The organism is Streptococcus pseudopneumoniae, assembly GCF_001072925.1.
Classification (GTDB): Bacteria; Bacillota; Bacilli; order Lactobacillales; family Streptococcaceae; genus Streptococcus; species Streptococcus pseudopneumoniae_Q.
On record NZ_JVHE01000091.1, the window covers coordinates 16,475 to 30,469 of the forward strand.

Sequence of the window (13,995 nt, forward strand, 5' to 3'; positions counted from 1 at the left end):
AGAAAAGTTTGAAACAAACTTGAAAAAGACATGAGCTTGACCACTGAAAAATAGCAAAGCGACGAGATAAGAAACAATCTCGTCGCTTTTTCTTTATTTAAAGTTAATGTTGCCATGGATTCATGTTGCACTATTCAGGTATTTACTCAGATTTTTGTTTATTCAAGAGGAGGATACAAGTCATTACTGCAATACAAGATACAAGAATTAGATACCACAGGTTTTCAAGACTAAAATCATTCTCTAGCATCAATCTGTATCCCCAATAAGCTGGGAAAACTCGCCCTAATATTTGGAGAAAATCGGGTAGTAAGCTAATAGGAAACATAATCCCCGAAAGCATAATTGAAGGTAAAAATACAAGTTGCGCTATCATGGTCAGCTTTGCTTGGTTTTTTAAAGTAAGCCCTAGTAAACTACCAATACATAATGACACAATCATGTAGATGGACAGCGCAAGAAAGAATAAGGGAAGTTGTGTCGGCAGACTTGCTTCAAATAAAATAGGGGCCAGTAGCAGGATTACAATGCAGGTCATCATCAGATGAACAAAGGCAGAGAGAAGTATGCTCACCAATCCTAAATAAATAGGGACACCATTAGCATTATAAATCTTTTTAATGTCGCTTCCATAAATTTCGACCAATGAAGATGGCAAGCCAAGAAAGGCTCCCATTGAGACACTCATGACTATCATAGATTGTATGAGCGTACTTCCCATTTCAGGCATAACAGAAGTAAAAATACTACCCATGATGAGAAAGAAAATAAGCGGTACAATATAGAAAGTAACCAAGAGAGATTTGCTTCGTATATCTAATTTCCACTGTAATACTAGACTATATAAATAACAGTTCATTCTGATTACCTCCTTGCCATTTTTATGAAATGCTGTTCCAAGCTGCCACGATCAACCTTAATATCCAATATCTGAATTTTTTTCTGCTTACATTCATTCAATAATGAAATTAAGGTATCCTCAATATTGGTCGTTTCAAAATACTTCTCTGATTCTTGAGTCTTCAAATGGATATAATATCTTCTTCCAACCTTGTCTGTCAGTTCTGAAGGAGTGCCATAAAAGACAATCTTTCCACTGTTCAAGATAGCAATGCGGTCACATAAGGCCTCAACTTCAGCCATATCATGACTTGCCAAAACGATTGTTTTCCCTTGTGATTTGAGATTCCGTATTTGTTCGTGGAGGGCTAGTCTTGCTTCAACATCAAGTCCCGCTGTCGGTTCATCGAGGAAAATAATATCGGGATTTCCGATAAGAGCAAGGGCGAGATGTAGTCTTCTTTTTTGTCCTGTGGATAATTGCAGATATTGTGATTTCTCAATTTCTTTTATTCCAAGAGCCTTCAGCATGGCATTATCAATGCTTGTCTGATTCCATTTTGCAAAGAGCTTTATCGCCTCCATAGGTTTGATATGAGCTGGCAAAGAAGATGACTGCAGTTGAATTCCCATTTTGCCGTTTACAATAACAGTGCCTCCATCATATTTTCTCAGACCTTCAATACATTCAAGCGTTGTTGTTTTACCAGCTCCGTTCACACCGAGCAGAGCAAAAATTTCTCTTTTTTCGATTTGAAGATCAAGACCTTTTAGGACCATCTTACTTCCGTATTTTTTCTCTAATCCACGAACCTCTATTGCGTATTTCATGCCTACACCTCCTCAAAGGGATTGGTTCCAAGTCTTGAAAAATAAATTTGCAAAGCGGGCTCTAAATATTCATTAACGATTTTTTGCTTTTCTTCCCATGCGTTAGTAGCGGTATCAATATTACCGACTTCCATCAACTTCGGAAGCATAGTCATATCTCCATTTGTAAACTCCATGATCAAGCTCCAGTATTCTTGTACAACTTGTTGGCACTGTTCACTTTCAGCGGGCACCATTTCTTTTTGGAGTCGCACAATCTTATCACTTAGGCGATTAAATCTGTCCATAAAGTCTACTCCGCTTTTCTTATCAAATCGACTGCGTATCTGGTCGAGCGTATCATCATCAAAGCGCTTAATGAGAGAGTAGGAGTCATTCTTCATCTGTAGATTGACAATAATATCTGCATACTTTTTAAAGTCAACCGTCTGTATTTGTAAAACTTCAACTTTTAACTGCTCTATTTCTGATAATGAAGTCTGAAGTTGTTCTATTTTTTGGCGAATATCATCTGCTTGCTCTGTAAGAGCATTTGCAACTTCAGCTGGAGTTTTCAAAAAGTTCAAACGCCCCTTTATGTCCTTCAGAGAAAAACCAAGTGATTTCAAGGATATAATCTGATGAAGCATAACTAGATCTTTATCGGTATAAAGCCTACGTCCTCCCTCACTTTCTGCAGACGGGGAAAGCAATTCTTCTTTATCGTAGTATTGTAGAGTTCGGACTGTAACTCCCATTTTATTGGCAACTTCCCCAACTGTCATAAACCCTTCTGGGATTGCTCTGAATTTTGCCATCATTCTCACCTCCTAATATATATTATACATCATGACGTAAGGTCATGAGCAAGCGCTTTATAAGAAATATTAGAAAAAAGATAGAGAAATTTAATTCCATTAGCTGCAAATGAATTGTGAAACATAATGGAGATCAGTATATGAGACTATCATATTAAAAGTGTTAGAGAGTTGTATTATTTTTGTTCAAACTATCTAGAATTGAATTTACTTGATATAATAGAATTAGATATAAGAAGAGCTTGATGGTTGAAATATTGAAAGTAAAAACAGAAAACAAGTTCATAAGTTGGCAAGCAAATTGATTTGATGAGAAATCTCGGTCTAGTTGGCCAGATATAACTTCAAGCTAGCTCCTCTTGTTCGTTCTATCATTTAAAATATTTCCAATACTAGATGGATGTGATAACAAGTGATTCATCTTAGACATTATCAAAATAATAATGAAATTTTTTTAATAGCTTTAAATCCAATATTTATCAATTTAGAATGAACAGTATATTTCTCTTAAACTATATGTCGTCAGATGAATAAAGTTTGATAAGATTTTACAATTTGTTATAATGTTAGCTATAAAATGATGTGAAAGGGTATGAAAGATGACAACTGTGATAAAAAAGGTTCTAGCTTCAACCTTGAAAGAATTGATGGAAGAAAAGTCACTAAGCAAAATCACTATCAATGATTTAACCCAATCTTGCGGTGTTAGTCGCCAAACTTTTTATAATAATTTCAGAGATATCTATGATTTGGTAGAATGGATTTATCTTCAGGATACTGAAATTTCGGTGGGGAAAGATGTAACTTATGATAATTGGCAAGATGCTCTTGCTTCTATTTTTCAATATATTGCTGATAATCGGAGTTTTGTACTGAATACCTATCGCTCATTTGGAAAGGAATATTTAGAAAAATTCTTAAATCAAGAAGTAGAACGTTTTTTGACAAATCTCATTTTTCAGGAAATCCAGGTTACGGGTGAAGAAGCACAACAAGTAGAGTTTTCAATTTCATTTTATACTTATGCTCTGGTCGGTATTGGTTTAGATTGGATTGAAAAACAGATGCCTAGCACTGCCGATGAATTAGTTGAAAAGATTGAAAGAGTTATGTTGGGGAGCATTATTTCAAATTTTTAAACCAAAATTAAAATATTACTTTACAAATTAGGGTGTTTGTCTAACCTTTTGACAAACACCCTAATTTGTAAATTGTATTATTTTTTGATTAGATTTATAGTAATAGCGTAGTAAATAAAACATCATTTATGGAGGCTATATTATGTACTATTCAAATGGAAATTACGAAGCATTTGCTCGCCCTAAAAAACCACAAGGCGTTGATCAAAAATCAGCTTACTTAGTTGGTTCAGGACTTGCATCCTTATCAGCCGCTGCTTTCTTAGTCAGAGACGGCCAAATGAAAGGAGAAAACATTCATATTTTAGAAGAACTTCCACTTGCAGGAGGAAGCTTAGACGGAATCTTAAACCCAACACGCGGATTCATTATTCGTGGAGGTCGTGAAATGGAAGACCACTTCGAATGTTTATGGGACTTATTCAGATCAATCCCTTCACTAGAAGTCGAAGATGCCTCTGTGTTAGATGAGTTCTACTGGCTTAACAAAGAAGACCCTAACTTCTCAAAATGTCGTGTGATTGAAAACAAAGGACAACGCATTCCGGATGATGGCCAATTCACTTTAAGCGATAAGTCAAGCGAAGAAATGGTGAAATTATATATGACCTCCGAATTTGAATTACAAGGGCTAAAAATTACCGATGTATTCAGTGAAGAATTCTTCGAATCAAACTTCTGGACTTACTGGGCTAGCATGTTTGCTTTTGAAAAATGGCATTCAGCGATTGAAATGCGCCGTTACATTTTACGTTTCATTCACCATATCGATGGTCTACCTGACTTATCTGCATTGAAATTTACGAAATACAACCAATATGAATCACTCGTTTTACCACTCGTGAACTACTTGAAAAAACATAATGTTCAATTCGAATACGATACAGTTGTTAAAAATGTGATTGTTGAACACGTTGGAAGCGGCATGATTGCTAAAGAACTTGTGTTAGAAGTAGGTGGCGTTTTAGAAAAACGCAATCTTACAGAAAACGACTTAGTATTCGTGACAAACGGTAGTATTACTGCTGCAACAACATACGGGGATAACAATACTCCAGCTCCAATTTCAAAAGAATTAGGTGGATCATGGAGCTTATGGAAAAACTTAGCGAAACAAGATGAACGCTTCGGACATCCAGAAGTGTTCTGTGAAAACTTGCCGGACCAAAGCTGGTTTGTTTCAGCTACAACAACTGTAAAAGACAAACGTATCGCGCAGTACATTCAAAAAATCTCAAAACGTGATCCTTATGCTGGGAAAGTGGTAACAGGAGGAATCGTAACAGTTCGCGACTCAAACTGGATGATGAGCTATACATTAAACCGTCAACCACACTTTAAAGCACAAAGTAAAGATGAATTAGTCGTATGGATTTACGGATTATATTCAGGAATCAAAGGTAACTATGTGGAAAAACCAATCGAAGAATGTACAGGGATTGAAATTGCCGAAGAATGGTTATACCACATGGGTGTTCCAGAAGAATTGATTCATGAATTTGCTAGCGAAGGATGCAACACGGTTCCTTGCTACATGCCTTATATCACAAGCTACTTCATGGCTCGTAAAGATGGCGACCGTCCGCTCGTCGTTCCAAATGGCTCTAAGAATATTGCCTTCATTGGTAACTTCGCTGAAACTCCTCGCGATACAGTGTTTACAACAGAATATTCTGTTCGTACAGCGATGGAAGCTGTATATACATTGCTTGATGTCGATCGTGGTGTACCAGAAGTGTTCGCTTCAGCTTACGATTTACGCGTTCTTACAAAATCAACAAGCCGCTTGATGGATGGCAAGAAATTAGCCGATGTAAAAGTTCCGTTCTTAGTGAAACTATTTGAAAAACGTGCTGCGAAGAAAATCAAGGGAACATTTATTGAGGAACTACTTAAAGATGCTGATTTAATTTAGTTGATATAAATTGGTATAATCATTGAGATAACAGGATACGAGAAAGGGCTCAAATGTAGAGTTTTTTCTCGTGTTTTTATTTTAGAATTGGAATTTTGAGCGAAAATCATAAACCGTTTTTTTATAAAATTTTGTTAGAGGTAGAGAAGTTCGAATGATTAGTAATTGAAAATTATATTCTGATTTTAATAAATTTCAATGAAAATATAGAAATTAATACAATCAGTATTCTTGATAAAAGAAATGCTGTGTTAAAGATTCATCTTTTAAAGCTGAAGGAAAGAATAAAACTAACTAGAAATACTGTGGTTAGAAGATTGTATTGTTTTTTTGTTTTACTTATATAAAGTCGGGTTTATTTGATATAATGGAGCTAGATAAATTTGAATTTGACGGGAGATAATCTAGATGAATGAATTTAACCAATATGTCCATGACAGTTTTTCTGAGTTTGGTGATATTGTCATAAAATCCATGATGGCGGATATCTTGTCGATTTTAACGGTAAACTAATAGGGGAGATTTGCAATCGTGAACTGTTTTTAAAGTGAACAAGGATATCGGATAGACTTCTTGCAGATTCTGAATTGCGTTATCCATATGAAGGCTCAAAAACTCTTATGTACGTATTTGATAGTTTTGAGGACAGGGTACTCATTCTAGAACTTCTAAATGGCATGTACTCTGAACTTCCAGAAAAGAAGTGTAGGAAAGTTTGATGAGACAGTAAGAGTTATATTAAATATTGATCCATGTCAATGATTGGTGCTATAATGTAGTTAAAAAGTAAAGAAAATATAGGAGATATATGATGAACTCAACTTATATTATTGTATTTTTTCTTGTCCTTTGGCTCTTGCTCTTTGTTGGATTTATGATTGTATATAGCCATAGAAAGAAAAAAGCTGTTAGCTTTGTTAGTGATAATAGTGATAAAGCTATTGTTCATTTATACTGTTCAAAAACTAAAATTAATGGACAGAATCTTGCTGACTTTAATCCAATAACTGGAGAAAACCTAGAAAAGGTAGTTGCTTTAGTTCCAGGGAGATATACAATCGAGGGCGTTTATAAAACGACTGAGACTCGATTGAACAAAACGATCAATATCAAATCAGAAAATATCAGTATGGATCTTGACTTGGAGGCTGGAAACACCTATTCAATAGCTATGTACCTATACTCTCCTGAAGAAAGACAAGAGTATGAGAATGGCAAAACTGATGAAGTTGTTTTGAGTGTTCCGTTAACCATTGTCGTGGGAAGTGATTTCATCAAAGCATACATTATTTGCTACAAAGAAAAATGATTATCTAAGAGGCTGGGCTTAGGTTTGTTACTGGCCTCTTTTCATAAAATTAAGTCAAGCTATGTTCAGCATCATTTTGTTAAGTAGACTTGCCAATCAATCCGAATTTGTGGGGGAGATAAATGTTATGAAAAAGAGTACCCATAATATATTAATTAAGATTCCTATATATGGAGTTTTATTAAAACGATCGAGTAAAGGTGAAATGAGGCTATGCAGTCCATTCCTTCAAGATATGGCGGAAGAAGGGATTAGACCAATTGAAATTTATGAACTTCTAGAAGAAAAATATACTGGTGAAGTGGTAACGAGGGAAAGTTTTTATGAAGGTTATTATAAAATACTGAATTAAAGTTTAAGCAGGATATTAACAAAATTTAATGTCTTACTTTTATTTTTCAACAGAAGTACCACAGGCTGAGATAGTAATAACGTAAAAATGATGAGAATTAATAGAAACAGTTAAGATTAGAGGATGATAGATGCTTATATTGGAATTGTATCAAAATCATTATTCAAAAGATTTGGTTGCTTTTGATTCTTTAGATGAGGGTAAAGCTTTTGTAGCTCAAATTCCTGGTTATACTTTAGAAACAGAAGATGGGTTTGAAGTGGAGTATTTTAAGGCTAAACACTTGCCGGATTATATGGAAATTATCTATAAGGGAAATATTGTGCCCTTTTCTAAGTTTATGTTCAACTCTGAGGAAAATGTGGACATTATTTGGAAAGAGATTTCGAATCTATCCGTTAAAAATGATAAAGTAATCGAAGGGTATTCAAAAATCGATGCTTATGTTGTTTACAACTATGAAGTCAAAGCTTATGTCGAAGCAAGAGAAGCAAACTTCTGCAAAGCAAAAGACTTCTTAGAGCGCAGTGGATACGAAGTCGATAGAAGCTTTTTTGGGAGTGAAGACGGCGAAGCGATTGTCTTTAGAAAAAAAGGCGCTGAAGATTGGCACTTCTTGTTTCACTTAGACCCATCGTTTGTAGAGATTGAAGATGTAAAAGGATATGTGAAAGAAGCGGTGGATGATATTCAATAGTTAATCAAAGTTTCTTGTGAGTTTATGCCACTGCTTGAGTAGGCGGATTGAGCAGTAAAAAGAAATATCTAGCACTATCTAGCTTTTTAAGGAGAAATATCTATCATGAAAATGGAAATCGGGAAAACCTATCTTGTAAAAAAAGATATTTTTGGTTTAAAAAAATATGAACTTTGGACCTTAGTTGACAAGGGTTATCAGGCTTATTTTGGTGAACATAATTTCGTCTTTGTCAATGATGAGAAAGTGAAGGTATTTGCAGTTTTACAAGGTAGTTCAGAAGAAGATATGCGGATCTATCATCATCTGGATGACTATTTTGAAGAAGTTGCTTATGAGAATTTTTAAAAATGTGAGATGAAAGTTGTATCTGTGAGTTTTAGATTTTGCTTAGCCCCCATCTATCACTACCAAGTACAGGGAATTAATTTTGGGATAGACGTCCTTACAGTGGCTATTCCGATTATCAAAAAGATCTAGACTGAAACCAAGGTAAAAGCCCACTGGTTCGGTCTTTTTTTCTGTTTATGTAGTATAATAAAGGGTGTAGAGATTCAATTTTTTAATAGGATTATTCTAAGAACGAAGCTCCAATTAGAAAGAGGAGAAGCATGAGGCAATCACTTGAATTTTTAAGAGAAAGAATCACTGATAGAATGTCCTTGGAGGATATGGTAGCTATCTTTGAAGACTTGTGTCGTGAGCCTATTGATGATGAAATGATTTTGTTTGAAGTAGGGACATTTACCAGTATATCTGATAAACCTTTGTTTCAATTTTCATTAGTAAGGCAAGTCCCTGATGAAGATGAAGAATTTTATCAAGTTCACCTTGATATTTTTTATGAAGCTAGTCAAGACAATCAAATCTTTAGTGAATCAACCTGCGATGAAGATTTAGAGGAAAATATTTTTGACTACATTAGAAATTCAGAAGTATTTGCCTATGCTAAAGAAGAGGAATATTTAGCAGTTAAAATTTATCTAGAGGAAACTTAAGAAGGTGAGTAAAGGAAAGAAATCTGGTGATAGATAATGAACATTCTTGATCTTAATTCTAATCAGAAAGATACGATATTGTTAATCCACCCGATGTTATCATCGGCTCAAGGGATGAAGTCCCTCATTGCAGATCAGATGGGGCAAGAGTTTAGATATATTATTCCGGATTTGTCCGCGCATGGGCGATCAGCTTCGGATACTTACGAGTCAGCTCTTAAGGAAAGCCAGATGATCTACGATTATCTAAAGGAACACCAGATAAAAGATTTGAGTTTAGCCTTTGGAGCGTCCTTAGGTGGAGTTGTGTTACTGCAATTATTGAATCATAAGGATATCAGGTTTGGGAAATTTGTTTTTGAAGGGGTTAGTTTATGGACAAATGCGCCTTTGCTAGATGTATTTACTAGGTATTTATTGTTAATAAAGCATAGAAAAGCCTTGCGAAATAGAGATATAGCTGTTCGTAAGATGGTTTCACTTTATGGAGAAAAAGGAGAGATGATGGCGGATTCTTTCATTGCTATGGATGAAGAAAGTATCAAACATATTTCCCATGATTGTGCCTTTGTGGCTTTGCCTAATCTTACGCCAGAGGAACAAAAAAGTTGTGTTTTCTTTTATGGATCAAAAGAATTCGACTTGATAGCTGCTAAAAAAGTTCTCCCCAAAAAGTATCCTCATGCCACATTTCACATTTGGCAAGGATATGATCACTGTCGAAAGATCACTGAAAATCCAGTAGTTTACTCTAAGATCCTGCGAGATGAAATGTAAACTAATGCTACAGTATTAGAACCCACAAACAAGACCTATATGGAGGACCATAGAAATGAGTGAAAATAGATTGATGCAAGATCCTGTATGACCTTAACTTTATCTAATAGCTGCTAAAATAGTTACTCGTCAAAAGTGCTTGCAACTCCAAACATATTTAGAAAGATAAATTGATGAAAAAAACAATCGTCTGATAAAAATTGTCCTTTGCTCAACGCTTCTTTTGACCTTAGTAGCTTGTAATCAAGCTCAACAGACAACTGATGGGACTATTGAAACCTCAGTCACTCAAGTACAGTCTAATCAGGTTTCTTGGAAAGCTACTTATAGCAATATGAACAGTAAACCAAGTGCAGAAGAGGTTCGAAAATCCTTGGCTGCATATTTGGATAAAGACAGTGTGGATGCATTTTTCAATCTTGTCAATGACTATAATGAAACTGTTGGTTCGGTTGGCTTAACTGGAGGTTTTTCTACATTCACCAAAACAGACTATGATGTAGAAAAAATTACCAATCTTTGGACACCGAAAAAAGGTGATTTTGTCGGGACTAACTGTCGTATTAACAGTTATTGTTTATTGAAAAATTCCATCGAAATTCCTAAGTTAGAGAAAGATGATTCCCTTTTGTTTGTCGATAATGATGCTATTGATAAGGGAAAAGTCTTTGGTGCAGAAGACAAGGATGCCTTTGATATTCTATTCTCAAGAGTCAAGACCGAAGCAACAACTGATGTCAAGGTTCATGCTGCAAAGATGGAGCAGTTCCTTTCTCAATTTAAGTTTAGTGAAAATGCAAGAATGCTATCCGTAGTCGTCCATGATGATCTGGATGGGCAATCCCTCTTTATCGGACATGTCGGTATTCTTGTACCAAGCGTGGATGGCTATCTCTTTGTCGAAAAGTTAACCTTCGAGGAACCTTATCAAGCCATTAAATTTGCGACCAAGGAAGATTGTTACAAATATTTAGATACAAAATACGAAAACTATACAGGTGAAGGTCTAGCGAAACCCTTTATTATGGATAATGATAAGTGGGTTCAACTCTAAAAGGATGATTTGCTTAAAGAGTGGGATAAGAAGTTACCAATCGAATGATAGCTAAATTGATATGATTAGAGGACAGCAAGCATGGATGAAAAGACATTAAGAGTTGTAAAAATTGATAAGGAAGCTATTTTTGAGCTGATCTACGAAACTTTTATAGCGCAAGAGCAAGAACTGCTGGACCTGTCGCCAGTAGATGTTATCAATGATTGTGCTATTGATTGGGAAAAAGGAGAGTTTATCTTTGCAGCACATCTTCAGGAAAATAGTCTGGGAGAATTGAATCCTCTTCCTAATGATATTGATATCCAAGATTTGCTGAAAAAAATACCTGTTACAACAGATTCTGTCCTTGGCAGAGAAGTGATTTATAGAGACTTTTCATTCGATCAATTAAAAAAATAGTATAATAGTAGTAAATAAAATAGTCATAAGGAGACACAATGGATATTAAAGATTTTACAGAAAAAGAACAAGAAATGATTAAAAAGGGACTAACTTTCTCTAAGTTGAACGACAAGGAAACTGCCGATAAGATTATCGCTTTAATTCCTCAAGATATGATTAAACGAATTCCATTTTTTGTTAGAAAACATGCCATTACACGTACTGTTAAGAGAATCTCGATCGAGTATCCAGAGTTGTACGCTATAGCTGAACAAGAAGGCCAACTTCCTGAAAAGGAAGCCCAAGAATTACGCCAAATTCTTACAAATATTTTCCAAGAGAAAATGAATAAGCATAAGATTAAATAAGCTTTGAGATTTAATAAGATATAGGAGTTGAGTATGGCTATTGATGGCGTTAAAATCATTGACAGTGATCAAGGTTATGATATTTACAATGAAGTAGTTGGTCGCTATAGAGACGGTGAACAGGTGGCGAACATTATAAAGGATATCCTCGATGAGGAGAAAGATTACTGTCAAACAGACTTTTTTACAGAGATTTATTGGACTGCTCTTGCCTATTCACTGTGGAAGATTGGTCACCTGACAGACGATATCAGAGATAAAACAGTAGAGCTTATCCAAAAAGGGGCTGATCCATTTTGATTGGAAATAGATCCAAAGGCTTTGAAGCAAAGGCAAAAAGTCTTGGAAAAACTTGCTATCCAGTTGCAAACTGAAAATCCTAGGCCTCTAAAGGTCCCTAAAGCCAAAACTAAACGTAAACCCTATTTTGAAGAAGGGGATCTCCTTGCTGTTAAGTTCCAAGATGCGTATGGTCTTGTCTTTGTATCTATGGTTGATCAGAGTCCTAGAAAGATTGAGTACCATCTGGCTTGCACGCGCCTCTTACAGACAAAAAAGCCCACTATCGATGATTTTTTGACCAGTCATATCTCCTGTAAGATGGACAATACAAAGTTTGCTCTCGTTACAGACTGCTGGTTCAATCACAAAGATTTAGGACAATTATTAGAAAATATTGAAAAAATTGAACAGGTGAAACTTAGACCTTTTAGTCTTTGGATGCTAGCACCTGCCCAAAATTTAGAAGATATTTATGAAGAAATCACAAGAGATAAAGGCTCTTCTGGCCTTCGGTTCATAGAAACCTATAAACTTGTCGACGATATTTTTCCAGTTTAATGTCTATGTGATAAAGGGAGAAATGGTCAATCATTCCCATTGACTGTGTTGGGCTCTAACACCATAGCTATCTAGGGAACCATCTGAATTGAACTTGGATTCAATCCGATACCTTTTCCAGAGGTCGTAATCTGCTGTTTGAATAGTCAGAATGAAGTTGGCATCGGTATCAGATTCATGATAATCAGCAGAATTGACTTCAAAGATATCGATTAATTTTCGTGTTTGAAAGTCTTGGAGCTTGAGATTTGCTAGCTTGACATGATTGATGGAAATTTCTTCTAGTTGCTTGTTATCCTTAGGTGTTCTGTAATAGGTGACGACGCAGTTTTTGAGTTGATCAGTATCTTTACCAGTGGGAGTAAGGCTCATAAAGCCATAGGACTGATCATCCCGCTTGACTTCGAGAAGCTGACCGTAGTAGAAGTGGTCGTTTTTGGGATTGGTGATGGAAGTCTCTGGACTTTTATCTTCGAAGCTAAAGCCTTTGTCCAAAAGCTCGGAAGCCTTGGTCTCACCGATAATGACAGTGGTATCTTGAATGGTTACTGGAACAGGTTGAGCTGGAAGGCCACTCATCATCGTGCAAAACATAAAAACATAACTCGTTAAAAAAACTGTACCGATAACAGCGTTGGTTGATGTATAGACATGACTGTTATGAAAGTTTTTTCTTATAGCCAGTACAACAAATTTACCAATACTTTTTAAAACCATACTAACAAGTACGATAAAAAATTGTTTTTTCAAACATTCATAAACTGCTTGCGGGAAGCTATTGCCATGATAGTAGAAGCCAGCCAATACGAGTAGATTTACGATTAAATAGATCAGCAAGAACCAATGAATCTCTTTAAGGGCATTGGAATCAGTGATTTCTTCATAGTCAACGTGAATTCTTCCTTGAAGAGCATGGCCAAGTTTATAAATCCATTTTGGAATGTCTTTGCCTTTTTTAACCGCAACTACAAGTCTAATATAGAGATAGATGGTAAAGGATAAGGATAGAAAGAAAAGAGCATAAAAGCCCAAAACAATACTAGTGAACATGACTATTTCCGCCTATTTAACATTCAATAAAACAATTTTCTTATCTACATTATAGCATTTTCTAGGGAAATAGAGCTAAAAACATCCGTATGATACTAACTGATTCAAAGGAGTAAAATCATGGGAATGATTGCCAATTATCAATATTTACCAGACGATAAATTAAAACAAATAAAGCTACTTTCTAATGAGGAAAATAACTTGCTGGACTTGGCGGAGGATTATGCAGAAGAATATGAAATTTTTCTGGATATCGATAAAATGTGGGATGCCTTGGTCTTTGTCTTGACAGGATTTAGTAGTTCAGAATTTTTGGATGACAATCCCTTGAGAGAAGCTGTTTTAGGGGTGACTCCTCTAGAGGATGTATCTGAATATATCGCCTATACTGAAAAAAACAAGATAGCCGAGATAGTAGAAGCTTTAGAAAGTTTTGACATGGACAGAGCTATGGTTGATTTTAGTATGGAAGCCTGTAAGAAAGCCGACTTGTATCCTGATATTTGGGATTATCTTGAGGAAGAGGAAGAAATCAAGGATGACATTTTAACCTGCTTTGTCAAAATGAAAGACTTTTACAAGGAAATCTTAAACCACAAGGGGAATGTCCTAGTTACTATCTGTTAAGGTTTTTATATTCCATT

16 protein-coding genes and 2 pseudogenes are annotated in these 13,995 nt (G+C 35.5%); 14 read left to right on the top strand and 4 right to left on the bottom strand.

Annotated elements, in window-relative coordinates:
- Positions 1-142: 142 nt before the first annotated feature.
- Genes ADH81_RS05655 through ADH81_RS05665 form a run of 3 tightly spaced genes read right to left on the bottom strand, consistent with a single transcriptional unit; the run spans position 143 to position 2,471 of the window.
- Entirely contained in the window at positions 143-859 is a 717-nt protein-coding gene (locus tag ADH81_RS05655) for an ABC transporter permease (RefSeq protein WP_049527120.1), read from the bottom strand.
- A gap of 5 nt (positions 860-864) precedes the next feature.
- Positions 865-1,671: an ABC transporter ATP-binding protein gene (locus ADH81_RS05660; RefSeq protein WP_049527124.1), complete on the bottom strand. Its 807-nt coding sequence runs from the start codon at positions 1,669-1,671 to the stop codon at positions 865-867.
- 2 nt (positions 1,672-1,673) lie between these two features.
- Complete coding sequence (locus ADH81_RS05665) at positions 1,674-2,471, bottom strand: MerR family transcriptional regulator (RefSeq protein WP_049527127.1); 798 nt, start codon at positions 2,469-2,471, stop codon at positions 1,674-1,676.
- A 644-nt stretch (positions 2,472-3,115) separates the two neighbouring features.
- On the opposite strand from ADH81_RS05665, the gene ADH81_RS05670 reads away from it, so the two are divergent.
- The 13 genes and pseudogenes from ADH81_RS05670 (at position 3,116) to ADH81_RS11585 (ending at position 12,301) form a co-directional block, all read left to right on the top strand.
- Complete coding sequence (locus tag ADH81_RS05670) at positions 3,116-3,607, top strand: TetR/AcrR family transcriptional regulator (RefSeq protein ID WP_239682087.1); 492 nt, start codon at positions 3,116-3,118, stop codon at positions 3,605-3,607.
- A 142-nt stretch (positions 3,608-3,749) separates the two neighbouring features.
- Entirely contained in the window at positions 3,750-5,522 is a 1,773-nt protein-coding gene (locus ADH81_RS05675) for an oleate hydratase (RefSeq protein ID WP_049527134.1), read from the top strand.
- Positions 5,523-5,930: 408 nt separating this feature from the next.
- Positions 5,931-6,241, top strand: a pseudogene (locus tag ADH81_RS11580) (competence protein TfoX).
- A gap of 92 nt (positions 6,242-6,333) precedes the next feature.
- Positions 6,334-6,831 carry a hypothetical protein gene (locus ADH81_RS05680; protein WP_049527137.1) on the top strand — a complete coding sequence of 166 codons (498 nt, stop codon included), beginning with the start codon at positions 6,334-6,336 and terminating at the stop codon, positions 6,829-6,831.
- Between the two features lie 127 nt (positions 6,832-6,958).
- Complete coding sequence (locus tag ADH81_RS05685; protein ID WP_049527139.1) at positions 6,959-7,183, top strand: hypothetical protein; 225 nt, start codon at positions 6,959-6,961, stop codon at positions 7,181-7,183.
- Between the two features lie 130 nt (positions 7,184-7,313).
- Positions 7,314-7,880, top strand: a complete 567-nt coding sequence (locus ADH81_RS05690) for a hypothetical protein (protein ID WP_049527140.1) — start codon at positions 7,314-7,316, stop codon at positions 7,878-7,880.
- A 105-nt stretch (positions 7,881-7,985) separates the two neighbouring features.
- Entirely contained in the window at positions 7,986-8,228 is a 243-nt protein-coding gene (locus ADH81_RS05695; protein ID WP_049527142.1) for a hypothetical protein, read from the top strand.
- Between the two features lie 263 nt (positions 8,229-8,491).
- The gene (locus ADH81_RS05700) at positions 8,492-8,878 is read left to right on the top strand and encodes a hypothetical protein (RefSeq protein ID WP_049527144.1); all 387 of its coding nucleotides are present in this window, start codon (positions 8,492-8,494) and stop codon (positions 8,876-8,878) included.
- A 36-nt stretch (positions 8,879-8,914) separates the two neighbouring features.
- Positions 8,915-9,655 (top strand): alpha/beta hydrolase, encoded by a 741-nt coding sequence (locus ADH81_RS05705; protein ID WP_049527145.1) that lies wholly within the window; start codon positions 8,915-8,917, stop codon positions 9,653-9,655.
- A 169-nt stretch (positions 9,656-9,824) separates the two neighbouring features.
- Complete coding sequence (locus tag ADH81_RS05710; protein ID WP_049527148.1) at positions 9,825-10,709, top strand: DUF4300 family protein; 885 nt, start codon at positions 9,825-9,827, stop codon at positions 10,707-10,709.
- A gap of 81 nt (positions 10,710-10,790) precedes the next feature.
- Positions 10,791-11,111: a hypothetical protein gene (locus tag ADH81_RS05715; protein WP_049527152.1), complete on the top strand. Its 321-nt coding sequence runs from the start codon at positions 10,791-10,793 to the stop codon at positions 11,109-11,111.
- 38 nt (positions 11,112-11,149) lie between these two features.
- Positions 11,150-11,461 (top strand): hypothetical protein, encoded by a 312-nt coding sequence (locus ADH81_RS05720; protein ID WP_049527155.1) that lies wholly within the window; start codon positions 11,150-11,152, stop codon positions 11,459-11,461.
- A 33-nt stretch (positions 11,462-11,494) separates the two neighbouring features.
- Positions 11,495-12,301, top strand: a pseudogene (locus ADH81_RS11585) (hypothetical protein).
- A gap of 30 nt (positions 12,302-12,331) precedes the next feature.
- Here the strand turns inward: ADH81_RS11585 and ADH81_RS05730 are convergent.
- Entirely contained in the window at positions 12,332-13,351 is a 1,020-nt protein-coding gene (locus ADH81_RS05730) for a hypothetical protein (RefSeq protein WP_049527158.1), read from the bottom strand.
- Positions 13,352-13,471: 120 nt separating this feature from the next.
- Here ADH81_RS05730 and ADH81_RS05735 point away from each other — a divergent pair, with 120 nt between their 5' ends.
- Complete coding sequence (locus ADH81_RS05735) at positions 13,472-13,978, top strand: YfbM family protein (RefSeq protein ID WP_049527159.1); 507 nt, start codon at positions 13,472-13,474, stop codon at positions 13,976-13,978.
- The last annotated feature ends 17 nt before the right edge of the window (positions 13,979-13,995 follow it).

Coding starts and splice junctions, on each gene's coding strand:
- ADH81_RS05715 (WP_049527152.1), top strand. CDS start 10,791: ATGGATGAAAAGACATTAAGAGTTGTAAAAATTGATAAGGAAGCTATT.
- ADH81_RS05705 (WP_049527145.1), top strand. CDS start 8,915: ATGAACATTCTTGATCTTAATTCTAATCAGAAAGATACGATATTGTTA.
- ADH81_RS05665 (WP_049527127.1), bottom strand. CDS start 2,471: ATGATGGCAAAATTCAGAGCAATCCCAGAAGGGTTTATGACAGTTGGG.
- ADH81_RS05675 (WP_049527134.1), top strand. CDS start 3,750: ATGTACTATTCAAATGGAAATTACGAAGCATTTGCTCGCCCTAAAAAA.
- ADH81_RS05680 (WP_049527137.1), top strand. CDS start 6,334: ATGAACTCAACTTATATTATTGTATTTTTTCTTGTCCTTTGGCTCTTG.
- ADH81_RS05700 (WP_049527144.1), top strand. CDS start 8,492: ATGAGGCAATCACTTGAATTTTTAAGAGAAAGAATCACTGATAGAATG.
- ADH81_RS05695 (WP_049527142.1), top strand. CDS start 7,986: ATGAAAATGGAAATCGGGAAAACCTATCTTGTAAAAAAAGATATTTTT.
- ADH81_RS05735 (WP_049527159.1), top strand. CDS start 13,472: ATGGGAATGATTGCCAATTATCAATATTTACCAGACGATAAATTAAAA.
- ADH81_RS05655 (WP_049527120.1), bottom strand. CDS start 859: ATGAACTGTTATTTATATAGTCTAGTATTACAGTGGAAATTAGATATA.
- ADH81_RS05660 (WP_049527124.1), bottom strand. CDS start 1,671: ATGAAATACGCAATAGAGGTTCGTGGATTAGAGAAAAAATACGGAAGT.
- ADH81_RS05720 (WP_049527155.1), top strand. CDS start 11,150: ATGGATATTAAAGATTTTACAGAAAAAGAACAAGAAATGATTAAAAAG.
- ADH81_RS05685 (WP_049527139.1), top strand. CDS start 6,959: ATGAAAAAGAGTACCCATAATATATTAATTAAGATTCCTATATATGGA.
- ADH81_RS05690 (WP_049527140.1), top strand. CDS start 7,314: ATGCTTATATTGGAATTGTATCAAAATCATTATTCAAAAGATTTGGTT.
- ADH81_RS05730 (WP_049527158.1), bottom strand. CDS start 13,351: ATGTTCACTAGTATTGTTTTGGGCTTTTATGCTCTTTTCTTTCTATCC.
- ADH81_RS05670 (WP_239682087.1), top strand. CDS start 3,116: ATGGAAGAAAAGTCACTAAGCAAAATCACTATCAATGATTTAACCCAA.